Raw genomic sequence first — 23,612 nt, forward strand, 5'->3', positions numbered from 1 at the left:
TATTGGCTTGCGGAATCTATCCGCGTTCTTATGCCAGGCGCTGCCCATTATGAAAATTACATTTCGCCAAAAACTCTTCCTTCCCCTGTTCCTCAGCTGGGTCTGCCTGCTGGCCGTATTCAGCGTGAACGCCCTGCAAAGCCGGACGCTGCGTCTCGAGGAACGCAAGACCCAGTTGTCCAACGCGGGCGAGATGGCCGCGTCCATCGCCAGGGAGTACGCGGCCCTCGCCGCCGCCGGTACGCTGCCGCTCGACGAGGCGAAAAAACTGGCGCTGGCGCGCACCCGGGCGCTGCGTTATGGCGCCAGCGGCTACCTCGTCATCTACGACGACAAGAACGTGCTGATGCACCCGATCAAGCAGGAACTGGTCGGCACCGACATCGACAAGACCGTCGATCCGGAGGGGCACAAGCCCTACGTGGACGGCATCGCGGCCACGCGCGGCAACGGTGCCGGCTTCATCGATTACCTGTGGGCCAAGCCGGGCTCGCAGAAGCCGGAGCCCAAGCTCACGTATATCCAGGCGTATCAGCCGTGGGGCTGGTACTTCATGACCGGCCTGTACATCGACGACCTCGATCACGCGTTCCGCGCCCAGCTGGCCGGCGCGGCCGCCTGGCTGGTCGTGATCGGCGCGCTGCTCACGGCGCTGGTGTGGATGGTGGTGCGCAGCGTCGAGCGCTCGATCGGCGGCAATCCGGAAGATGCCGTCGCCGTGGCGCAGCGCATCGCGGCCGGCGACCTCGGCATGGATGTGCCCGTGCGTGCCGGTGTCGAAGCGAGCCTGATGGCCGCGATGAAGCGCATGCGCGACGCGCTGGCCGGCATCGTTGCCGACGTGCGCACGGGGACAGACCTGATCGCCACGGCCTCGCGCGAGATCGCCAGCGGCAACCTGGATCTTTCCAGCCGCACGGAAGAACAGGCCAGCTCGCTCGAAGAGACGGCCGCGTCGATGGAGGAATTGACGTCGACCGTGAAGAACAGCGCCGAGAATGCGCGCGAAGCGAGCCGGCTGGCCGATTCCGCCGCCGAGGTGGCGGGCCGCGGCGGCGCCGTCGTCGCGCGCGTGGTCGATACGATGGCGTCGATCAACGAATCGTCGGGCAAGATCGTCGACATCATCGGCGTCATCGACGGCATCGCTTTCCAGACGAATATCCTCGCGCTGAATGCCGCGGTCGAGGCCGCCCGAGCGGGCGAGCAGGGCCGGGGCTTTGCCGTCGTGGCGAGCGAAGTGCGCAACCTGGCCCAGCGTTCCGCCACGGCCGCCAGGGAAATCAAGGCCTTGATCGGCGATTCCGTCGCGCGCGTGGACGACGGCGCGAAGCTCGTGGAGGAAGCGGGCGCGACGATGCAGGAGATCGTCGCGAGCGTGAACAAGGTCAGCACGATGATCGGCGCGATCAGCAGCGCCACGCGGGAGCAGGGCGACGGCATCGAGCACATCAACCAGGCCATCGCCCAGATGGACCAGGTGACCCAGCAGAACGCCTCGCTCGTCGAGGAAGCGGCGGCCGCGTCGGAAGCGATGCAGGAGCAGGCCGCGAAGCTGGCCCAGGTGGTCAGCGTGTTCCGCGTGGACGCGGCGCCGGTGGAGACCCGCCTGGCCGCTACGGCGCCGGCCGCGCGTGCTCGCGCAACCCGATCGTTGCCTGCGTAATCTTGTTGGCAGCGCGTTCCAGGACGACCTTGCGGTTGCTGGTCTCCTGGTCGCGCTGCGCCTCGCGGTGCCACAGGTGGAATACCTCGGTGGCGAAGGCGCCGTCCTTGCGCCGCACGCCGGCGTGGAACAGCCGCACGACGAGGTCGGAATCTTCATGGCCCCAGCCCGTGAAGCTCTCGTCGAACCCGTTCACTTTCTCCAGGTCGCTGCGCCAGACGGCCAGGTTGCAGCTCTTGATGCGCCGCCAGGTGAACTTGCGCGACGTGCGGCCCAGGTCGGGCCAGCGCAGCCCCAGCGGCTGCAGCGTCTTGTTCAGGTCGCCCCGCAGCCGCCATCCCAGCCGGGTCAGCGGCGCCGTGGCGCTTACATCGATCCCGTCGTCCAGCACCCGGCGCGTCAGGGCCTCCGACATCAGGATGCGGCTGCCCGACACGAGGCAGCCGGGCTCGGCCAGCATTCGATGGCGCGCGATGAAATCGCGTTGCGGGATGCAATCGCCGTCGAGGAAGACGATGTAGTCGCCCGTCGCGGCCAGGGTGCCGCGGTTGCGGGCCATTGCGGCGCGAAAACCCTGGTCGGGTTGCCAGACGTGGCGCAGAAGCACCGGTGACGCCGCCGCCAGCCGCTCCACGCAGGCACGCGTGTTGGCAGTCGAGCCATCATCAGCGATAATGATTTCGAAATTCTTGTCGTTCTGCATAAAACATGCCCGCACCACCGCCTCCAGCGCGTCTGGCCGGTTGTAGGTGGTGATCACGACCGAGATTGTCTGTGCGTGAAGCATAAGGTCCAGTGTACACTCCCATATTTTGGGCACGTCGCCAAACCTCGACGGTTTTGCGAGGTGCCATCAGGGGCAAGAGTATCCCACAAGAACATCGATGAACAGCAATCCGACGAACACGAGGGAACCGATGCGGGTCTGGATCGGCTCCCTGGCCTTCCTGTTACCCTTTTTGAGCCTCGTCACCTCGTTCGGCGTGAATCTTGCGAGTTTCCTGTTCCTGGCCAGCGCTTTGATATTCTTCAAACCGAGCCGGGATGCGCTCATGCGCCACTGGCCGCAGGTACGCTGGGTCGTGCTAGCCTTCCTGCTGCACTTCCTGTTCGTGCTCGCCTGCGCGCTGCTGCGCGGCGAACGGCTCAGCGTGCAGGAAAAGCCGCTGCGCATGCTCCTGTCGGTGAGCGCGCTCGTCCTCGTCGTGGCCATGCGCGCGCCGCGCCGGGCGCTGTGGTGGGGCGCGAGCGCGGGCGCCGTGGCGGCGCTGCCGTTCATCGCCTGGCAGCGTCTCGTGCTGCACATCGACCGGCCGGGCGGATTCGTCAATTCGATCACGTTCGGCGACCTGGCGATGCTGCTCGGGCTGCTGTCGCTGGCCGGCGCGATCGACATGCGCGACCGCCCGCGCGATGCGGTGCTGGCCGGCGCCGGCGCGCTGGCGGGACTCGCCGCGTCCGTGCTGACGGGCACCCGCGGCAGCTGGGCAGCGGTCGCGCTGGCGCTGCTGGTGCTGGGGCGCCACGCGCGCGGGATCGACAGCCGCCGGGTGCGCGCGCTGCTGGCCGGGGGCGTGGCCGTGCTGGCTGCGGCCTGGTTCACGCCGGCGCTGGGCGTGCAGGAGCGCTTCGCCCAGGGCGTCAGCGACGCCCGCATCTGGTACGAGGGCGGCACCGTGTGGACGAACGTCGGCACCCGGCTGGAGTTGTGGAAGGGTGCCATCATGCTGATCCGCGAGCATCCGGTGCTGGGCATGGGTTTCGATGCCTGCCGCGTCCGCCTGGCGGACTATGCGCAGGCCGGCCGGCTCGATCCGTTGGTGCTCCAGCTGCCGCACCTGCATAATGACGTGTTGCAGGCGCTGGCGACGGGCGGCGTCGTCGGCTTCGTCCTCTGGGCCGCCACGCTGGTCGCGCCCCTGCGGTTCTTCCTGCGCCGGCTCGGCCAGGATGCGCGTGGACCGCAGTTCGCGGTCGCGCTGGGCGGAGCGTTCGTGGTGCTGGGCTATGTCGGCTTCGGGCTGACGGAAGTGATTTTCTGGTCTATGAAGGGCAGTCTGTTCTATGCGCTCATGGTGTTTGTGCTCATGGGCTTCTGCCTGAATGCGAAAGAAAAAATTGGATAACAGTGTCATCATCAAGCGCCTGTGGGCGATCCTGAAACCCTATCGCGGGCGCGCCTTCCTGTCGCTGCTCGCGATGGCGTTGACGGCCGCCACCCAGCCGTTGCTGGGCGAGGCCCTGAAGCTGCTGATGGACATGGGCTTCAAGAACAAGGTGCCGTTCAGCCTGTGGTGGATTCCCGGCGTGCTGGTGTCGATCTTCGTCCTGCGCGGCATCGGCACGTTCGCCACCGCGTATTACAACAACTGGGTGCTCTCGCGCGTGTTGAACGACTTGCGCGCGCAGGCCTTCGCGCGGCTGCTGCGCCTGCCGGTCGCGCGCTTCCATGAAGAGTCGACCGGCAAGGTGATCAACACCGTCGTCGGCGACGTGCGCCAGGTCGTGGACATGATCCAGTCCGTGTTCATCTCGTTCGTGCGCGACGTGCTCGTCGTGATCGGCCTGCTCGGCTCGCTGCTGTGGCTGAACTGGATGCTGACCGTCGTCGCGATCGTCGTCGTGCCGCTGACGGCCGTGATCGTGCGCACGACGAGCCGCCGCCTGCGCCACCTGAACCGCGAGAACCAGCGCGTGACGGCCGAGATGACCCAGGTCGTCGAGGAAGCGGCGCGCGGCCACCAGGTGATCCGCGTGTTCTCCGGCGAGAACTACGAGAACCGGAGGTTTTATTTGCGCAGCGAGGCGCTGCGCGGCTTTTCGCAGCGAATGACGGTCGCCTTCGCGGCGACGACGCCCGTGACCCAGATCGCCACGTCGGTGGCGTTGTCGGTCGTCGTGGTGCTGGCTCTGCGGGCCGACATGACGGTGGGCGAGTTCACCCAGTTCGTCACCCTGATGCTGATGCTGCTCACGCCGCTGAAGGCGCTGGCCGAAGTGAACGGCCCGATGCAGCGCGGGATCGCCGCGGCGGAAACCGTGTTCTCCCTGATCGACGCGCCGGTCGAACACGACCCGGGCACGCGCATCATCGCGCGCGCGCAGGGCCACGTGCGCTTCGAGCACGTGAAGTTCCGCTACCCGAACGCGCAGTCGCTCGCGCTGGACGACGTGTCGCTGGAAGTCAAGCCGGGCCAGACCGTCGCGCTGGTCGGCATGTCGGGTGGCGGCAAGTCGACGTTCGTGAACCTCGTCACGCGCTTCTACGAACCGGAAGCCGGCCGCATCCTGCTGGACGGCATGCCGTACCAGGACATCCAGCTGCCGTCGCTGCGCGCCCAGCTGGCGCTCGTCAGCCAGAACGTCGTGCTGTTCGACGACACGCTGCGCGCCAACATCGCCTACGGGGTCGAGCACGTGGACGAGGCGCGCCTCGCCGCGGCCATCCGCGCCGCGCATCTCGACGACGTCGTCGCGCGCCTGCCGGAAGGCGTCGACACGATGATCGGCGAGAACGGCATGCGCCTGTCGGGCGGCCAGCGCCAGCGCGTGGCCATCGCGCGCGCCATCTACAAGGATGCGCCGATCCTGATCCTGGACGAGGCCACGTCGGCGCTGGACAACGAATCGGAACGCGCCGTGCAGGCCGCCCTCGACACCCTGATGGCCGGCCGCACCACGTTCGTGATCGCGCACCGCCTGTCGACCATCGAAGGCGCCGACCTGATCGTCGTGATGGAACATGGCCGCATCGTCGAGCAGGGCACGCATGACGAATTACTGTCCCGCGGCGGCATGTACGCCAACCTGTATCGGTTGCAGTTCTCGGCGCTGGTGGAAGAAACATGACGGCGAAAGATCGCACCCTCGTCATCTCGCCGAACTGGATCGGCGACGCGGTGATGGCCCAGCCCCTGCTGCGCCTGCTCAAGCAGGCCCACCCGGAGCGCGCCATCGACGTGCTGGCGCCGCCGCAGGTGGTGCCCGTGTGGCGCCGCATCCAGGAGGCGGACGACATCCTGGTGACGCCGTTCCGCCACCGCGCGCTGCAGCTGGGCGAACGGTGGCGCTATGCACGGATCCTGAAGGAGCGCGGCTACAGCGACGCCTACGTCTTGCCCAACACCCTGAAATACGCGCTGATCCCGTGGCTCGCGCGCATCCCGCGCCGCGTGGGCTACAAGGGAGAAATGCGCTACGGGATGGTCAACGTCATGCACCACGACGACAAGCCGCGCCGCTCGATGGTGCCCTTCTACGCGGCCCTCGCGCGCGAGCCCGAGGTCCCGCTGCCGGGCAAGCTGGTGCGGCCCTACCTCGTCGTCGGCGGGGAAGAAACGGAACAGGTCGGCAAGCGTTTCGGCGTGGACTTGTCCCGTCCCCTGGTCGCGTTCGCGCCCGGTGCCGAGTTCGGCATCGCCAAGCGCTGGCCGCCTGCGTACTACGGCGCGCTGGCCGCGAAGGTCGTCGACGCCGTGCCGGGCGTGCAGGTGGTGCTGCTCGGTTCGCCGAACGACCGCGAGACGTGCGACCAGGTCGTGCGGCATGTCGCGGGCGCGGCCGGCGCCGCGGTGCGCAACCTGGCCGGCCAGACGTCGCTCGACGACGCCATCGCACTGCTGGCGCGGGCGAGCGCCGTCGTCTCCAACGATTCCGGCCTGCTGCACATCGCCTCGGCGCTGAACCGGCCGGTCGTCGCCCTGTACGGCTCGACGGATCCGGATTACGCGCCGCCGCTGTCCGAGGTGGCGCGGACGGTGTCGCTGCGCCTGGCATGCTCGCCATGCCGCAAGCGCGAGTGCCCGCTCGGGCATCACGATTGCATGAACAAGATGAGCGTGGAGAGGGTGTGGAGCGAGCTGGTGCCGATTCTGGTGCCGGTGCGGAACGGTGCGGTAGCCTAAGCAGGATGAGGCAGCGTAAGAACGTCGTCCCCGGACTAGCCGTCCGCCTTGGCGGGGACCCAATTTCGCGTGCGTTGCGATAACGCCGGCAACTTGGGCCCCTGCCTTCGCAGGGGCGACGGTTCATCGGCCGCGCAATCCTTCGCATACCTGGTCGGCGATGCTGCTGACCACCTCATGCCGCTTGCGCGCCTCCGACCGCTTCTTCGACGGGATACTGTCCAGGTCCGGCGCCGCCACCGGCGCGCAGTCGAGTTCCCAGTCGCCGTCGGCCCGCTTGCGCGCGCCCAGTTCTTCCCACAGCTGGTCATAGTCGGCCAGCACGCGGCCGTTGCGGATCGCCTTGTAGATCACGCGGTTGCGGTTCGACACCATCACCATCCGTTCGCACCCGTAGTCGTGGCCCAGCTGGCGCACCAGCGTCGCCATCAGCTGCTTCGGGCGGATGCCGTGCAGCTCGCGCGTGGCTATGCGGATCGCCTCGCGCGCATCCTCCGTCTTGCCGCCCTGGATGCAGCCGATGCTGACGGCCGGACGGCCGTCGCGCGGCGCCACCGTGAACGCCACCGTGTACAAGGCCTTGTCATCCTGGGTCAGTTGCAGCACCAGTTCGCCTTCGCGGTCGAACATGTTCACGGTGCGCAGCTGGACCTGGTAGGGCAGGCCGCTTTTACCCGCCGCTTCGGCCAGCACGACGGGCCCCAGGCTGGCGCGCGCCAGCACCTGGCCCAGGCCGCGCTGGAACATGAAGTCGTAATGCGCGCGGATCGCCTCCAGGCGCGTGCGGGCATCCAGCACGTGGCTGATGTACGGACGGTAGACCTTGTACAGGAAGCGCGGGCAATTGCGCACGTAGTCGGAGAATGCCGGATGTGCGTTGAGCAGGTGCAGCCACCGCGGCGTCTGGCGCGGATGCAGCGCGGCGCGCATGCAGATCTTGGCGTATTCGCGGGCGGACTTGAAACCCGCCAGGTGCGGCGGAACGGCGGAGCGCAACGTGACGGCGGGGGAAGCAAGCGGGCGGTAGCCTGCATACATACCAGACACCGCGGGTAGCGGCTGGCGAGGGAAGTCGGACATGTGAGTCACACCAAGGTTGCGTAAAGTAACGCTAAGTAACGTAGTGTAACTAAATAAATTCCGCCGGTAAATACACCTTGATCACATTTAATGTAGCGGTAACACGACCGCACGCGGGGGCGCGCGGTCGTGTTTCATCGAGCGTGGATCAGCTGGCGTAATGCGCCGGTTCGACGTCGTCCGCCCGTTTCGACAGCAGCTCGCGGTCGCGCAGGTAGCGGGCCAGCGCATCGCTGAACGATGGCAGCAACAGGCCGCGTTCGCTGCTCATCGCGCTGTTGCGGGGACGGGCGGCGCGCAGGCCGAGTTCGTCGGTCGTGCGTTCCTCCAGCCGGCCGTCGTCGACGCCGGCCGCAGCACACGCCTGGCGTGCCAGGTCGGCCCAGCTCATCGCGGCGCCGTTGGTGAGGTGCCAGAGACCGCACTCGCGGTCGATCAGCAGGTCGAGGCAGGTATTCACCAGGTCCGGCACATACGTCGGCGACACGACCTGGTCGGCGGCCGCCGCGAACGGCCGGCCCGCGTCGAGCGCGTCGAGGGCCTGCGTGACGAAGTTGTGTTCGTCCCACGGACCGAAGAAGGCGCTCGTGCGGATGACGAGGGCCTGCGGGTCGGAATCGAGCACGCGCCGTTCCGCATCCGCCTTGCTGCGGCCGTACACGCCCAGCGGCGCCACCTTGTCGGACTCCACGTACGGACGGTCGAGCGTGCCGTCGAACACGAGGTCGCTGGAGAAGGTCATGAAGCGCAGCGCGTGGCGGATGGCGGCCAGCGCCAGCACGGTCGGGCCGTGCGCGTTTTCGCGCATGCAGCGGTCGACGTCGCCCTCGGCATCGTCCACGCGCACGTAGCCGCCCGCGTTGATGATGGCCCATGGCTTGAAGCGCACGATCGCCGCCTCGACGGAGGCCGGATCGGCGATGTCCATCTCCTGGCGCGTGAGCACGTGGTAGGCGAGGTTGCGGCGCTCGCAGATGCGGGCGAAGGCGCGGCCCAGCGTGCCCGTCGCGCCGGTGATCAGGATCGGCTGCGGGAACGTGGAACGGAACGCGCCGCGTTCGGCGATGTCGGCCACGGCGGTGCGGGTCGCCACCGGCTTCGCGAGGAAGCGGCCTGGACGGCGCCACCAGCCCTGGCCCTGCAGCACCGGGTGCGACAGCGGCCGGCCGCTGGCCAGTTCGCGCATCAGGTTCGCGACCGCGGTCGGGCGCGGCTGCGGGCCACGCACGTCGAACGGACCGGGCTCGTAATAGCCTTTGCATTCGGTGACGAGGCAGTTCCAGTCGAACGAGCCGAGCAGGGCCCACACGGTGACGGCGCGGATGTCGGCGCCGCCCTGCTGGACCTTCCTGGCGGCGTTCCAGATCTCCACGAGCCAGCGCAATTGATCTTCACGGTTGGCATCGATGTGCGCCTCGGTGACGGCGACCGGCAGGCCGTAGCGGTCCCACGTTTCCTGTAGCAGTGGTCCGATGCCGGGCGTCGGCGTGGCCAGCACGCGCGGGCATTCGATGTCGGCGTGGGGAACGCCGCGGTAATGGGTGCGGTGGCTTTCCGGATAGCGCTCGACGCGGTGGTCGAGCCAGCGCTCGCTGGTGATGTAGTAGTTGACGCCGATGATGTCCGGCGGGCAGTTGTTCTCCTTGAACCACAGCAGCTCGTCGGCGCCGGCGCCGTTCTCGAGCAGGTAGTCCCACAGCGCGTGGCCGGGGTCGATCTTCCCGCACAACATATCCCACGCCAGCCAGCGGCGTTCGTTGAAGAAATTCGCGATCTCCGCCATCTCGGGCGTGCCGTAGGTGCGCGACAAGTCGTCGGTCTGGACCAGCTTCGCGTTCGGGTTCACCGCGCGGATCGCGCGCATCGACAGCACGACGGCGCGACACTGGTTGATGAGGGCGCGGATGAAGCCATCCTCGCTCGTGTCATGCGGATACCAGACGCCGTTGAGACCGGAGAAGCGCGCGGTCGTGCACGGTTCATTGACGGGTGTCCAGTACTCGACCCACGGGTAGCGGCGCGCGACGGCGCCGGCATATTCGGCCAGTTTCTCGGCGAAGTCGGGGGACATCAGGCTCGTGTGGCGCGGGCCGCTGCCATGGTGGACGAGGCCGACGATGGGCGTCACGCCCAATTGCTGCAGCACGGGCAGGCGTTCGTCGGACCACGACCAGTCGGCGGAGTCGATGCCGTCGGGCGCGGTACGTTCCCACAGCACAGGGTAGCGGATGGCGCGAATGCCGAGCGAAGCGAACCGCTCCAGGTCCTGAAGCCGTTCGGCATGTCCGTTGCGTTCCATTTGGGAGAAGTACTGATCGCGTACGCGGTTGACGGTGCATTCGAGGCCGCCCCAGAGCTGGAGTGGCGAGCTTGCTGGCTGGATATGGTTGTTGAGATTCATGTGCATGTCCTGCTGTTGATCCAAGACGTAAGCCTAGACGCCGATGCCGGCTTCTTGTGTGGGATGGCGAACATATAGACCGGATTTAGGACAAGTCCTACGTACTATCGGTCTTTGCTATGACTCCCGTCTTGACATGCCGGCCGTGCGCCCACACGATGCAGGCAGGAGGGCACACGATGTACATGGTCTACTGGACGATCGAAGAAGATGGGCGCCAGGCCCCGCACGCGCAGGGGTTCGACACGACCGCGATGGTCGAGGCGATGCGTTTCATGGAAGACCTGCGGCGGCGCCAGCGCGAAGGCGAGCGCATCCGCTTCGTGACGATGTGTTCCGAGCACCCGGACGTCGTCGGGCATCCGGGCGTGGATGTGACGGGGCCGGAGTACGACTGGAAGAAGCGGCGGCGGTAACTGTCGGACGCTGCCTATGAACGTCGTCCCTGCGGAGGCAGGGACCCAAGTGTTGCGGGCACAGCCGCGGTACATGCAAATCAGGTCCCCCGCCTGCGCGCACTAGTGTCCGGAATATTGTTTTCAAAAACCGTCAGAAATAGCATCGTCATTCCCGCGCAAGCGGGAATCCATACTGAGTATGCTAACTACGTTCTTCATTTCCACCTCGTTGGCTACAAAGAGTCGACTTCGAGCAGTCAGCGTGGGTTCCCGCTTTCGCGGGAAGTCGTTTCCGGCAATGCCGGGAACGACGGTTTTCCCTATGGCGGGCCTATTTTCGACGGTAAAAATTATTCCGGATAGCAGTGCGCCTGCGCGGGGGCGACGTTACAGGCTGGCGGCTTGTTCCTTCAGTACATGCTTGAGCACCTTGCCGTTCGCGGCCGCCGGCAGGGCTTCCATCATGACGATGCGCGCCGGCCGTTTGTAGGGCGCCAGCTGCCCGGCGGCCCACGCACGCAGCTCGGCTTCCGACGGCATGCGGCGCGGATCCGGCTGCACGAACGCGACGATCTCTTCGTTGCCGTCGGCGACCGGGCGGCCGACGACGGCCGACTGCGTCACACCCGGGTGCGCGTTCAGCACGGTCTCCACTTCCAGCGGATAGACGTTGAAGCCGGACCGGATGATCAATTCCTTCGTGCGGCCGACGATGAACAGCGCGCCGTCCGGGTCCTGGCGCGCCATGTCGCCCGTGTTCAGCCAGCCGCCGGGACGCAGCGCCGCGGCGGTCGCCTCCGGATTGCGGTAATAGCCGCGCATCAGGTTCGGCCCGCGCACCCACAATTCTCCCGCCGTGCCGTCGACGATATGCGCGCCTGCCTTGTCCACGACGCGCACCTCGACGCCGGGGATCGGCAGGCCGACGGAGGTGTCGGACCGCGGCGCGTCCAGCCGGGTCTGGCTGACCGTGGGCGCCGCCTCGGACAGGCCATAGCCATTGTGCAGCGGCACACCCAGCAGGCGCCCGACGGCCGCCTTCAGTGCGGGATCGAGAGGCGAACCGCCGGCGTAGGCGAAGCGCAGGCGCGTGGCGAGCGGACCGCTGTCGCCGACGTGCTCCAGCAGCCGCGCATACATCGCGGGCACGCCTTGCACGATCGAGAGCCCGTCGTCGCGGATGGCCGCCAGCATCGCCTCGGGCGTGAAGCGGGGCGTCAGGTGCAGGCAGGCGCCCGCGCTGAGCGTGCCCAGCATCACCGACGTCAGGCCGTACACGTGCGAGATCGGCAGCACGCCCCACGCCTTGTCGGCCGGCGTCAGGCCGCGCAGCCGGCTCGACACGGCGGCCACGAACAGCAGGCTGCGGTGGCTCAGCATCACGCCCTTCGGCGTGCCCGTCGTGCCCGTCGTGTAGAGCAGGGCGGCGACATCTGCATCCTGTTCGGGCGTACAGTCGTCGTTCAGGGGCCCCATCATCAAGCCGTCGTCGAACGACGCGGCCGCGCGAGCCGCATGCGCCTCCGCTTCGGGCGACACGGCCGCCGTGTACACCGCGAGGCGCGCGCTCGCGTGGTCCCGGATCGCGTCCAGCTCGGGCGCGGTCAGGCGCGGGTTGACGTTGACGATCCACGCGCCCACGGCCGCCGCGGCGAAGATGAGTGCGATCTGGTCCGCGCAGTTTTCGCTGGCCAGCAGCACGCGGTCGCCGGGACGCACGCCGCGCGCGCGCAACTGGTCCGCGCGGCGGTCGACGAGAGTGGCCAGGTCGCGATACGTGAGCGTGCGGCCGGCGTCGACGAGGGCCGGGGCGTCGGGCGTGCGGGCGGCCGCAGTGCGCGGGATAGAGTCGATGCGGGCGGGGAGCGAGGCCAGCAGGGAGTGAATGTCGATCATGGCGGCACCCGTGGAGTTTCCAACGGTATATTATTTCAGAAATTCATCCGCACAGGAGGAGGCATGGCAGAACCCATGGTACCCGCGGCCGGCAGGACGGTGATCCCGATCGCGGCCCAGGGCCCGAGCCGCCAGCGCAAGCGCGAGGCGCCGAAGGGCCGCCGTGTGGACCCGCAGGCGCTCGCCGAGGTGCAGGCGGCGCTGGGGGATGCGCCTCGGCGGCGCGACCTGCTCATCGAGCATCTGCACAAGCTCCAGGACTGCTACGGTAGCTTGTCCGCCGCGCACCTGGCCGCGCTGGCGCAGGAGCTCAAGCTGGCGCAATCCGAGGTCTACGAGGTGGCGACCTTCTACCACCACTTCGACGTGCTGCGCGACGGCGAGGCTGCGCCGCCGGCGCTCACCGTGCGCGTGTGCGCCGGCCTGTCGTGCGAACTGGCCGGCGCGCGCGGCCTGCTGGACCGTTTGCCGGCGATTCTCGGCACCGACGTGCGCGTGCTGGCCGCGCCGTGCATCGGCCGCTGCGACAAGGCGCCCGCGGCCCTCGTCGGCCAGCGGCCCGTCACCCATGCGAGCGCCGAGTCGGTGCTGGCCGCCGTCAGCGCGCGCGCGACCACCGACGTCCACACGGGCCACCTCGACTACGACGCCTACCGCGCAGCCGGCGGCTACCGGCTGCTGCGTGCGTGTACGGAAGGGCGGTTCGACCCGGAAAGCGTGATCGTGACCTTGATGGCGTCCGGCCTGCGCGGCCTGGGCGGTGCAGGCTTCCCGGCCGGGCGCAAGTGGCGCATCGTCAGGAACGAGCCGGGCCCGCGCCTCATGGCCGTCAACATCGACGAGGGCGAGCCGGGCACCTTCAAGGACCGGCATTACCTGGAACGCGACCCGCACCGCTTCCTGGAAGGCGCGCTCGTCGCCGCGTGGGCCGTCGGCATCGAGACGATCTACCTGTACCTGCGCGACGAATACCACGGCCTGCGCGCCATGCTGGAAATGGAATTCGACCGGCTGCGCGCCGATCCTCCGGCGCCCGGCCTGCCGGACATCGTCCTGCGGCGCGGCGCCGGCGCGTACATCTGCGGCGAGGAATCCGCGATGATCGAATCGATCGAGGGCAAGCGCGGGATGCCGCGCCTGCGCCCGCCGTACGTCGCGCAAGTGGGCCTGTTCGGGCGGCCCACGCTGGAACACAACATGGAAACGCTGTACTGGGTGCGCGATATCGTCGAGCGCGGCGCGGAATGGTTCACGAACCGGGGCCGCCACGGGCGGAAGGGGCTGCGCTCGTTTTCCGTGTCGGGCCGCGTGCGCGAGCCGGGCGTGAAGCTGGCGCCGGCCGGCATCACGATGCAGGAACTCCTGGACGAATACTGCGGCGGCATGCAGGACGGGCACACGTTCTATGCCTACCTGCCGGGCGGCGCCTCGGGCGGCATCCTGCCGGCCTCGATGGCCAATATTCCGCTCGACTTCGACACCTTGCAGCGCCATGGCTGCTTCATCGGTTCGGCCGCCGTCGTCGTGCTGTCCGACCGCGACACGGCCCGCGCTGCCGCGCTGAACACCTTGCGCTTCTTCCGCGACGAATCGTGCGGCCAGTGCACGCCGTGCCGCGCCGGCACCGCGAAGGCCGTCGCGCTGATGGAGCGGGCGACGTGGGACACCGCGCTGCTGGCCGAGCTGTCGCAGGTGATGCGCGACGCGTCCATCTGCGGCCTGGGCCAGGCGGCGCCGAATCCGTTCGACTGCGTCATCAAGTATTTTCCGCACGAGCTGGAGGGATCATGACCGTGACGTTCCAACTCGACGGCCGCGACGTGGAGGCGCAACCGTTCGAGACGATCTTCGAGACCGCGGCCCGCGCCGGCATCGCCCTGCCGCACTTGTGCCACAAGGACGGGCTGGAGCCGGCCGGTAACTGCCGCGCGTGCGTCGTGGAAGTCGACGGCGAACGCACGCTGGCGCCGTCGTGCTGCCGCCATCCGGCGCCCGGCATGAAGGTGCGCACGGACAGCGACCGCGCCGTCGCCGCACGCAGGATGGTGCTGGAGCTGCTGCTGTCCGACCTGTCGGACACTCCCCGCACGCGCGAGAACGAGGTCGCGCAGTGGGCAGATAAACTCGGCGTGGGCACGCCGCGCTTTCCCTCCACGCGCGCGGTGCCGCCGGCGGACGCGAGCCATGCCGCGATCGAAGTGAACCTCGACGCTTGCATCCAGTGCACGCGCTGCGTGCGCGCATGCCGCGACGAGCAGGTCAACGACGTGATCGGCCTCGCCGGCCGCGGAGAAAATGCGCGCATCGTGTTCGACCAGGGCGACCCGATGGGCGCGTCCACGTGCGTCGCGTGCGGCGAATGCGTGCAGGCCTGTCCGACGGGGGCGCTGGCGCCGGCGCGCGGTGCGGCACTCGCCGTGCCCGACAAGCAGGTCGATTCCGTGTGCCCGTACTGCGGCGTGGGCTGCCAGCTGACGTACCACGTGAAGGACAACCGCATCGTGCGCGTGGAGGGCCGCGACGGTCCCGCCAACCACGGCCGCCTGTGCGTGAAGGGGCGCTACGGCTACGACTACGCGCACCATCCGCAGCGTCTCACCATGCCGCTGATCCGTCGTGAAGGCATGCCGAAGAACGGTGAATTCACGATGGACCCGGCGCGCGTGCTGGACGTGTTCCGCGCAGCGACGTGGGACGAAGCGCTGGAGGCGGCCGGCGGCGGCCTCGCGCGCATCCGCGCCGCACACGGCGGGCGGGCGCTGGCCGGCTTCGGTTCGGCCAAGGGCAGCAACGAGGAAGCCTACCTGTTCCAGAAGCTCGTGCGCACGGGCTTCGGCAGCAACAATGTCGACCACTGCACGCGGCTGTGCCACGCGTCGTCCGTCGCCGCGCTGCTGGAAGGGATCGGCTCGGGCGCCGTGTCGAATCCAGTGATGGACGTGACGCGCGCGGAGGTCGTGCTGGTCATCGGCGCCAACCCGACCGTCAACCATCCTGTTGCCGCCACGTGGATGAAGAACGCGGCGAGGACGGGCGTCAAACTGATCGTCGCGGACCCGCGCCGCTCCGACCTCGCGCGCCACGCGCACCGCTTCCTGCAGTTCAAGCCCGACACGGACGTCGCGCTGCTCAACGCCATGATGCACACGATCGTGGAAGAGGGCCTCGTCGACCCGGCGTTCATCGCCGACCGCACGAGCGGCTACGACGCGCTGGCCGCGAACGTGGCGTACTACAGCCCGGAAGCGATGGCGCCCATCTGCGGCATCGATGCCGAGACGATCCGCTACGTGGCGCGGCTGTATGCGACGGCCAAGGGAGCGATGATCCTGTGGGGCATGGGCGTGTCACAGCACGTGCACGGCACGGACAATGCGCGCTGCCTGATCGCGCTCGCGCTGATGACGGGCCAGATCGGCCGTCCCGGCACGGGCCTGCATCCGTTGCGTGGCCAGAACAACGTGCAGGGCGCGTCGGATGCGGGGCTCATCCCGATGATGTATCCGGATTACCGCCGTGTCGACGATGTGCAGGCACAGGCGACATTCGAGGCCGCGTGGGGCAGGCAGCTCGACGGCAAGCCCGGCCTGACGGTCGTCGAGATCATGGACGATATCCTCGCCGGTGGCATCAAAGGGATGTACATCATGGGCGAGAATCCCGCCATGTCCGACCCGGATGCGAACCATGCGCGCGAGGCGCTGGCGGCGCTGGACCACCTCGTCGTGCAAGACATCTTCCTCACGGAGACGGCATACCTGGCCGACGTGATCCTGCCCGCATCAAGCTTCGCGGAAAAAACCGGCAGCTTCACGAACACGGACCGCGTCGTGCAGCTGGGCCGCCAGGCGCTGGACCCGCCGGGAGACGCGCGCCAGGACCTGTGGATCATCCAGCAGATGGCGCACCGCCTCGGCCTGGACTGGGATTACGCCGGACCGGCCGCCGTGTTCGACGAGATGCGCAACCTCATGCCCAGCATCGCCGGTATCACGTGGGACCGGCTGGAGCACGACGGTGCCGTTACGTACCCGTGCCGCGCGCCGGGCGATCCGGGCGAACCCGTCGTCTTCACGCGCGAGTTTCCGCGCGAAGGCGGACGCGCGCGCTTCGTCCCGGCCGACATCATCCCGGCCGACGAGCGCCCCGACACCGACTACCCCGTCGTGCTGATCACGGGCCGCCAGCTCGAGCACTGGCACACGGGCAGCATGACGCGCCGCGCGGGCGTGCTGGACGCGCTGGAGCCGGACCCGGTCGCGCTCGTGCATCCGCTCGACCTGGAAGCGCTCGGGGGCCGGCCGGGCGACGTGATCACGATCGCGTCGCGCCGCGGCGAGGTCGCGCTGTATGCCCGGGCCGACGACGGCACGCCGCTCGGTGCCGTGTTCGTCCCGTTCTGTTATTACGAGGCCGCGATCAACCGGCTGACGAATGCGGCGCTCGACCCGTTCGGCAAGATCCCGGAATTCAAGTACTGCGCCGTGCGCGTGCGGCTGGGCGGCGAGGTCGCGCACCCCGGTTCCTACGGTGGCGGCCAGATTTTGGGAGACGTGGCAGAATTGCAAGCATGACATCATCTTCTTATCGTCCCCAGCTATCGCAGGCCAGCGCCGGCCTCACGCATCCCGTGACGGCCATCGACGAGCGCGGGCGCCGCGAGACGCTCTACATTCCGGCCGAGCGCCCGCTGACGGTCTATGTCGACAAGCGCGAGCTCGTCACGCTGATGACCCTGGGCGCGGCGCCGGAAGCGCTGACGCTGGGCTACCTGCGCAACCAGCGCCTCGTGCGGTCGCTGGACGACATCGTGTCCGTGCAGGTCGACTGGTCCGTCGATGCCGTGGCCGTCGTCACGCGCGGCGGCATCCAGGACGTCGAGGCGCGCACGGCCAGGAAGGTCGTCACGACCGGTTGCGGCCAGGGTTCCGTGTTCGGCGGCCTGATGGACGAAGTCGACCGCATCGTGCTGCCGCCGGACGCGCGCCTGCGCCAGTCCGTCGTGCACCGCATCGTCGAGACGGTGCGGACCCAGCAATCCGTGTACAAGCAGGCCGGCTCCGTGCACGGCTGCGCGCTGTTCACGAGCGACGGCGACCTGCTGTGGTTCATCGAGGACGTGGGCCGCCACAATGCCGTCGACGCCATCGCGGGGCTGATGTGGCTGGAGGGGATGGAGGGCGCCGACAAGGTGTTCTACACGACCGGGCGGCTGACGTCCGAAATGGTCATCAAGGGCGCGCAGATGGGCATCCCGTTCCTGCTGTCGCGTTCCGGCACGACGCAGATGGGCCATGCGGTGGCGGCGCAGGTCGGCATGTCGCTGCTCGCGCGCTGCAGCGGCCATCACTTCCTGCTGCTGTCCGGCGAGGAGCGCCTCGTGTTCGAGCCGGAATGGCTCGCCGCGCTGGAGACGGCGCGCACGTTGCGAACGGCATGAATGCGATTGCCGACGCCGTCGCGCGCGCGTTCACGCTGCTGTTCACGGGGGATCCCGACCTGTGGCGCATCGTCTGGGTGTCGCTCAAGACGAGCATCGTCGGCCTGCTGCTGGCCACGCCGCCCGCGATCCTGATCGGTTACGTCGTCGCCATGCGCAAGTTCCGTGGGCGGCGCATCGTCATCTGGCTGGCGCAGGCGGCGCTGTCTCTGCCGACCGTCCTGATCGGCCTCCTGCTGTATTTGCTGCTGTCGCGCCACGGGCCGCTGGGCGGCCTGCAATGGCTCTTTTCGCAGCCCGGCATCGTGTTCGGCCAGTGCGTCGTCGCGCTGCCCGTGCTGCTCGCCTTTACGCTGGCGGCCGTGCAGGGGCTCGATCCGCGCTACGCCGAGACCGCGATCGCGCTGGGCGCGGCGCCGATGCAGGTGATGGTGCGTGTGCTGTACGAGGCGCGCTTCGGCGTGATGGCGGCCGTGCTGTCCGGCTTCGGCCGCGTGATCTCGGAAGTGGGCTGCGCGCTCATGGTGGGCGGGAACATCGAAGGCGAGACCCGCACGATCACGACCGCGATCGCGCTGGAGACGAGCAAGGGCGAGTTCGCACAGGGCATCGCGCTCGGCATCGTGCTCGTGTCGATCGCGTTGCTGATGAACGGCGCGCTGATGCTGCTGCAGGGCGACGCCCACACGGCCCGGGAGCGCGCATGAGCATCGGCATCCATTCGCAGATTTCGGCGGCCGTGTACGAGAACGAGGACGAATCACAGCGCGTGAAGCAGCGCGACGAGCGCCGCAAGGCCCTGCTGGGCGTGCGCGGCCTGCGCAAGCGCCATGGCGACCGGCTGCTGTTCGACATCGACCGGCTCGAGATCGCCACGCACAGTGCCTACGTGCTGACGGGGATGAATGGCGCCGGCAAAAGCACCCTGCTGCGCGTGCTGGGCGGCCTGGAACGGGCCGAGATCGACAGCCTGCGCTTCGGCGGCGAGGACGTCCTGCGCGTGCACCCGTATCCGCGCGCGCTGCGCCGGGCAATCGTCTACGTGCACCAGCACCCGATCCTGTTCTCGACGAGCGTCGCCGACAACATCGGCTACGGCCTCGTCGTGCGCGGCGAAAAGCCCGAGACCGTGCGGCCCATCGTGGAGGAAGCGATGGCGTGGGCCGGCGTGGCGCACCTGCGCGACACGGACCCGACCCGGCTGTCGGGCGGCGAAAAACAGCGCGTAGCGCTCGCGCGTGCAAAAGTGCTGGAGCCGCGCCTGCTGCTGCTGGACGAGCCGACGGCGAACCTGGACGGCGCCGCGCGCGAACAGGTGATCGCCCTGATCCCGACCATGATCGAAGCGGGGAGCAGCGTCATCATCGCCTGCCACGACCGCGACCTGATCAACCTGCCCGGCGTGCAGCGGCTGAAGCTGCGCGACGGGCGTCTCGAGCACCGCTGATTTCATCAAGGAGAATCCATGCATCGCCGTTCCATCCTCGGCTTCATCGCCTGCCTGGCCGTCGCCACGCCGTTCGCGCAGGCGCAATCGGACAAGGTCCTACGGTTGTCCACGACAACAAGCACCGAGAACTCGGGCCTGCTGGGCTACCTGCTGCCCGCGTTCGAAGCGAAAACGGGCATCAAGGTCAACGTGATCTCCGTCGGCACCGGCAAGGCGCTGGAGTTGGGCAAGAACGGCGACGTCGACGTGACGCTCGTGCACGCGCGCGCGCTGGAGGACAAATTCGTGGCCGAGGGCTGGGGGATCGACCGCCACGACGTCATGTACAACGACTTCATCGTCGCGGGACCGGTCGCCGACCCGGCGGGCGTGAAGGGCAGCCGCGACGTCATCGCGGCCTTCAGGAAGATCGCGGCGGCCAACGTGAAATTCATCTCGCGCGGCGACAATTCCGGCACGGACGTGATGGAGAAGGGCTACTGGCAGCAGGCGGGCCCGAAGCCCGCCGGGAGCAATTACGTCAACGCCGGCCTGGGCATGGGCGAGGTGCTGAACATGGCGGCGGAGATGGGCGCGTACACGCTGACGGACCGCGCGACGTATGGCGCCTACAAAGCGAAGACGGGGCTGGCCATCCTCGTCGAGGGCGACAAGCGGATGTTCAATCCGTACGGGATCATTGCCGTCAATCCGGAGAGGCACAAAGGGATCAATTACAAGGGCGCGAAGGCGCTGATCGAGTGGATCACGTCGCCGGAAGGGCAGGCGAAGATTGCCTCGTTCAAGCCGGCGGGCGAGCAGTTGTTTTTCCCGTCGGCGAAATAAACCTATCCTTGCGGCGGGTATCGACGGCGATCCAGTTGGTCTCCCAACGCCTCCCGCCATCCGCCGAATACGCCTGCTCGAAGCGCCACTGGCCGGCGCCCATCGGCACGATCAGGAACCGCACCAGCACCGCGCGCCCGTCCACGGTGTCCTTGCCGTAAAAGGTGCCTTGGCCATTCTTGAAAGATCCCTGCATCGGGTCGGTCATCAACCCGTTGGCCAGGTTTGCGAAATGCAGGGTCCATTGCCCGGTCGCGGGCTGGTACAGGCGCAGCGACACGCCCGCGATCCGTCCGCTGCTGCCGCGCACATCCAGCTCGACGAGGTTGGCCTGCCCGCCCATCACCGCCTTGACGACCGACGTGCCCGTGTACTCGACCCAGTCGGCTTTGCCGCTGAGCGGCTCGCGCAAGCGTTTCAGTTGCGTATCCCAGGTGCCGATCTCCCAGTCGAAATCGTGTTGGCCGTCATGCGCCGCCGCGGACGTCTTCGTGGCGGGATTGTCCGGCCCCGCCGCGCTTGACTGCGAGAACGCGAGGACTGCAGAGATCAGGAGCGCAATGGATGATGGTTTCATGGTCGGTCCCCTGTTCCGGATCATACGGGATGCAGCTGCCCGCAGCACCATTCAGCCTTCTGCAATCTAAAAACAACGAAATAAAAAAGGTTTCGAAAGCTTTCGAAAGTTGCTTGTGTTTTCAATTTCCTTTTATTACTATCCTATAACAATACATAAGAGGAGAAGTAGGCATGCCAAGGAGACACGAAACAAGAGCCCGCCGCACCCTGATCGCCGCCGCGGTGGAAATGGCCCTGTGCACCACTGCGTTCGCGCAGGCCCAGCCCGATGTCGCGCCGCCGGCCACCGTATCCACGACGCCGGAACCGCAGGGCGCAGTAGTCGTGGTGACGGGTGCGCGCGCCGCGCTGGCAAAGTCGCTCGATTTGAAACGGAATGCGGACGTCATCCAGGATTCGATCTCGGCCACGGAATTGGGCCGTTTTCCTGACGATAACGTGGCCGACTCGCTGACCCATATCTCCGGCATCTCGGTATCGCGCACCCGCGGCGGGGAGGGGCAGTACATCAATGTGCGCGGCCTGGGCTCCGGCTACAACATCGTCACGCTGAACAAGCGCATCCTGGCGACCGACGGCGATGGACGCGACTTCGCTTTCGACGTGCTGCCGTCGGAAGTGATCAGCGGCGCCGACGTCATGAAGTCGGCCGAAGCGGCGCAAATGGAGGGCAGCATCGGCGGTTCGGTGAATCTGCGCTCGGCGCGCCCGCTCGACATCCCGGGCTTTCGCTCTTCCGTGCGGTTCGAAGGCGAGCATAACGACCTGTCGCGCAACAACGGCGGCAAGCTGTCGGGCGTCGTCAGCAACACGTTCAACAACAACACCATGGGCGTGCTCGTGGGCGCCGTTTTTTCCAAGCGCAAGGTGCGCACGGACTCGCTCGGCTACCAGACCTACAACGCCGACTCGCCGGGAAGCGTCGACGTCAACGGTGACGGCGCCATCGGCCCCGGCGAGAGCAACCTGCTGGCGCCATGCTGCATCTCGTTCGGCTCGGTATTCGAGGAGAAAAAGCGCTCGGCGCTGTCCGGTGCCTTCGAATGGAAGGTCACGCCGCAGTTCAAGATGATCGTCGATGGCCTGGCGACCCGCCTCGACTCGCCGCAGGTCGGCTACCAGCAGTCCTATTACGTCGAGCATGCGCCCGGCCGCTGGTCCGACATCGTCGTCAAGGACCGCCTGGTGACCGGCATGACGGTGCACGACCTGGTCCCGGAGATGTCTAACGTGACCACCGACCGCGTGGTCGACACCATGCAATTCGGCTGGCGCGGCGAATGGAAGCCGACCAGCCGCTTGAAGCTGAACGGCGACATCTACCGTTCGACGTCGAAGCGCGACTCGGGCGGCAAGGACACCTTCGTGGTTGCCGGCATCGCCGGACACAATACCGGCTACTACCGGGCCAACAATGGCGCCTTTCCCGACATCCGCGTGACGCTCGAGGATGGCCGGGACCTGGCGACCGAACTCGCCGCAGGCCGCCTGGGCAACAAGGACTACGGTATCCATTTCACCGGCCTCACCGGTAACGACATCAAGGACACCATCGACGGCGCCTCCCTCGACGGCCGGCTGGCGATGGACGGCACCTGGCACATCGACGGCATCCAGTTCGGCGCCAGCGGCACGTCGCGCAAGAAGGATCGCAATTCGATCGGCAACGAGAAGAGCGGCGGGGCCTGCCAGTACTGCGACATGTACTCGACCACTTTCGCTTCGCTCGGCGCCGACGTGGTGCGCCCGATGACGCTGCCGAACTACATGCGCAATGCGGGCGGCAGCTTTCCCGGCAGCTTCATCGCTTTCGACGTGCCGGCCTATTTCCGTGCGCTGCAGAGCCTGAACGGCAAGCCCGTGCTCGACGCCGAAGGCAACCCGACCGGCGACACGTTCGACGTGTCGCGTTCCCAGCCGGTGTTCGTGCCCACCGATTCCTACTCGGTGCGCGAGAAGACCGCGACGTTGTACGGCCAGCTCGAACTGTCCGGAGACAACTGGAACGGCAACGTGGGCATGCGCGTGGTGCGTACCAGGACCACGTCGAAGAGTGCGATCGACCAGATCGTCGCGATCGACGACCCGACGCCGAACATCCCGACCAGCAGCCCGACCGTCACCTACAGCCCGGCCGTGCCGGTGTCGGAAGACGGCAGCTATACCAAGCTGCTGCCGTCCGCCAACCTGAGCTGGTGGGCGCGCGAGGACTTCGTCGTACGGGCCGCGGTGGCCAAGGTGATGGCCAGGCCCTCGCTCGACAAGCTGGCGCCGACGCGCACCGACAACACGCTGGACCGCACCTACCTGCTGAGCATCGTCGGCGATCCCAAGCTCAAGCCGACCGAGGCGGTGCAGCAGGACATTTCGGTCGAATGGTATTACCGCCCGAAATCGGCGATCACCGCCGCGGTCTTCGCCAAGCAGATCAAGAATTTCGTGACCTACCAGACCGACGAGCACGTCGATATCGGCGTGCCCGGCTACCTCTATACGGTGACGCACCCGGTCAACGGCGACAAGGCACGCGTGCGCGGCATCGAGATCGGCATCCAGCACCTGTTCGACAACGGCTTCGGCATCAACGCCAAATTTGCCAAGACCCTGACCCGGGCGTACCAGAACGGCGCCTACGTCGGCCAGCTCGAAGGCGTGGCGCCGACCGCGTCCTCGCTCGGCTTCCTGTACGAGAGGAACGGCATCAACGCATCGATCTCCTTCGATTACACCGGCGAATACACGCAGAGCACCAACGTGATCGCCGGCTTCCCGAACAAGGTCGATGCGCTGACCTGGGTGACGGCGTCGGCATCGTGGGACGTGACGCGCAACGTCACTGTCTTCGTCGAAGGCAAGAACCTGGGCGACGCGGAGATGCGCTCCAACCTGGGGCGGCCCGATGCGCTGTACGGCTTCGAGACCTGGGGCCGCACGTACGTGGCCGGCATGAGTGTGAAGTTCTGATGGAGCGCG

The 23,612-nt window shown here is 67.5% G+C and carries 17 protein-coding genes; 12 read left to right on the forward strand and 5 right to left on the reverse strand.

Features of this window, described 5'->3' with window-relative positions; all coding sequences use genetic code 11:
• Positions 1–49 precede the first annotated feature (49 nt).
• A complete protein-coding gene (locus tag ACEN9H_RS02840) occupies positions 50–1,666 on the forward strand; it encodes a methyl-accepting chemotaxis protein (RefSeq protein WP_413673707.1) in 1,617 nt (538 codons plus the stop codon).
• On the opposite strand, the gene ACEN9H_RS02845 is transcribed toward ACEN9H_RS02840, so the two are convergent.
• Positions 1,617–2,426, reverse strand: a complete 810-nt coding sequence (locus tag ACEN9H_RS02845; RefSeq protein ID WP_413673708.1) for a glycosyltransferase family 2 protein — start codon at positions 2,424–2,426, stop codon at positions 1,617–1,619. The genes ACEN9H_RS02840 and ACEN9H_RS02845 overlap by 50 nt on opposite strands.
• A 124-nt stretch (positions 2,427–2,550) precedes the next feature.
• Between ACEN9H_RS02845 and ACEN9H_RS02850 the strand changes: the two genes are divergently transcribed.
• Genes ACEN9H_RS02850 through waaF form a run of 3 tightly spaced genes read left to right on the forward strand, consistent with a single transcriptional unit; the run spans position 2,551 to position 6,570 of the window.
• Complete coding sequence (locus ACEN9H_RS02850) at positions 2,551–3,792, forward strand: O-antigen ligase family protein (protein ID WP_413673709.1); 1,242 nt, start codon at positions 2,551–2,553, stop codon at positions 3,790–3,792.
• Positions 3,785–5,515 carry a lipid A export permease/ATP-binding protein MsbA gene (msbA, locus tag ACEN9H_RS02855; RefSeq protein ID WP_413673710.1) on the forward strand — a complete coding sequence of 577 codons (1,731 nt, stop codon included), beginning with the start codon at positions 3,785–3,787 and terminating at the stop codon, positions 5,513–5,515. Before ACEN9H_RS02850 ends, msbA begins: the two co-directional genes overlap by 8 nt.
• Positions 5,512–6,570 (forward strand): lipopolysaccharide heptosyltransferase II, encoded by a 1,059-nt coding sequence (gene waaF / locus ACEN9H_RS02860; RefSeq protein WP_413673711.1) that lies wholly within the window; start codon positions 5,512–5,514, stop codon positions 6,568–6,570. The genes msbA and waaF overlap by 4 nt, the downstream gene beginning before the upstream one ends.
• A 123-nt stretch (positions 6,571–6,693) precedes the next feature.
• Here waaF and ACEN9H_RS02865 read toward each other — a convergent pair whose 3' ends face one another.
• Positions 6,694–7,650 (reverse strand): VirK/YbjX family protein, encoded by a 957-nt coding sequence (locus ACEN9H_RS02865; protein ID WP_413673712.1) that lies wholly within the window; start codon positions 7,648–7,650, stop codon positions 6,694–6,696.
• A 148-nt stretch (positions 7,651–7,798) separates the two neighbouring features.
• The gene (locus ACEN9H_RS02870; RefSeq protein ID WP_413673713.1) at positions 7,799–10,051 is read right to left on the reverse strand and encodes a family 1 glycosylhydrolase; all 2,253 of its coding nucleotides are present in this window, start codon (positions 10,049–10,051) and stop codon (positions 7,799–7,801) included.
• Between the two features lie 179 nt (positions 10,052–10,230).
• Here ACEN9H_RS02870 and ACEN9H_RS02875 point away from each other — a divergent pair, with 179 nt between their 5' ends.
• Complete coding sequence (locus ACEN9H_RS02875; protein ID WP_056130306.1) at positions 10,231–10,467, forward strand: hypothetical protein; 237 nt, start codon at positions 10,231–10,233, stop codon at positions 10,465–10,467.
• Positions 10,468–10,836: 369 nt separating this feature from the next.
• On the opposite strand, the gene ACEN9H_RS02880 is transcribed toward ACEN9H_RS02875, so the two are convergent.
• Positions 10,837–12,345 (reverse strand): class I adenylate-forming enzyme family protein, encoded by a 1,509-nt coding sequence (locus ACEN9H_RS02880; protein WP_413673714.1) that lies wholly within the window; start codon positions 12,343–12,345, stop codon positions 10,837–10,839.
• Positions 12,346–12,408: 63 nt separating this feature from the next.
• Here ACEN9H_RS02880 and ACEN9H_RS02885 point away from each other — a divergent pair, with 63 nt between their 5' ends.
• From ACEN9H_RS02885 to ACEN9H_RS02910, 6 genes are read left to right on the forward strand one after another with little or no spacing between them, the layout of a single operon-like run.
• Positions 12,409–14,136 carry an NADH-ubiquinone oxidoreductase-F iron-sulfur binding region domain-containing protein gene (locus tag ACEN9H_RS02885; protein ID WP_413673715.1) on the forward strand — a complete coding sequence of 576 codons (1,728 nt, stop codon included), beginning with the start codon at positions 12,409–12,411 and terminating at the stop codon, positions 14,134–14,136.
• A complete protein-coding gene (gene fdhF, locus ACEN9H_RS02890) occupies positions 14,133–16,919 on the forward strand; it encodes a formate dehydrogenase subunit alpha (protein ID WP_413673716.1) in 2,787 nt (928 codons plus the stop codon). The genes ACEN9H_RS02885 and fdhF overlap by 4 nt, the downstream gene beginning before the upstream one ends.
• The gene (locus tag ACEN9H_RS02895; RefSeq protein ID WP_413673717.1) at positions 16,916–17,785 is read left to right on the forward strand and encodes a formate dehydrogenase accessory sulfurtransferase FdhD; all 870 of its coding nucleotides are present in this window, start codon (positions 16,916–16,918) and stop codon (positions 17,783–17,785) included. Before fdhF ends, ACEN9H_RS02895 begins: the two co-directional genes overlap by 4 nt.
• Positions 17,782–18,492, forward strand: coding sequence for an ABC transporter permease (locus ACEN9H_RS02900; protein WP_056130312.1), 711 nt, complete (start codon positions 17,782–17,784; stop codon positions 18,490–18,492). The genes ACEN9H_RS02895 and ACEN9H_RS02900 overlap by 4 nt, the downstream gene beginning before the upstream one ends.
• On the forward strand, positions 18,489–19,232 hold the full coding sequence (locus tag ACEN9H_RS02905; protein WP_413673718.1) for an ATP-binding cassette domain-containing protein: 744 nt from the start codon (positions 18,489–18,491) through the stop codon (positions 19,230–19,232). The genes ACEN9H_RS02900 and ACEN9H_RS02905 overlap by 4 nt, the downstream gene beginning before the upstream one ends.
• A gap of 18 nt (positions 19,233–19,250) precedes the next feature.
• Positions 19,251–20,060 carry an extracellular solute-binding protein gene (locus tag ACEN9H_RS02910; RefSeq protein WP_413673719.1) on the forward strand — a complete coding sequence of 270 codons (810 nt, stop codon included), beginning with the start codon at positions 19,251–19,253 and terminating at the stop codon, positions 20,058–20,060.
• Here ACEN9H_RS02910 and ACEN9H_RS02915 read toward each other — a convergent pair.
• A complete protein-coding gene (locus tag ACEN9H_RS02915) occupies positions 20,017–20,637 on the reverse strand; it encodes a hypothetical protein (protein ID WP_413673720.1) in 621 nt (206 codons plus the stop codon). The two genes, ACEN9H_RS02910 and ACEN9H_RS02915, sit on opposite strands and share 44 nt — an antisense overlap.
• A 173-nt stretch (positions 20,638–20,810) precedes the next feature.
• On the opposite strand from ACEN9H_RS02915, the gene ACEN9H_RS02920 reads away from it, so the two are divergent.
• Positions 20,811–23,603 (forward strand): TonB-dependent receptor, encoded by a 2,793-nt coding sequence (locus tag ACEN9H_RS02920; RefSeq protein ID WP_160409332.1) that lies wholly within the window; start codon positions 20,811–20,813, stop codon positions 23,601–23,603.
• Positions 23,604–23,612 lie beyond the last annotated feature (9 nt).

It is taken from the genome of Massilia cellulosiltytica (assembly GCF_047325105.1).
Taxonomy (GTDB): Bacteria; Pseudomonadota; Gammaproteobacteria; order Burkholderiales; family Burkholderiaceae_D; genus Telluria; species Telluria orientalis.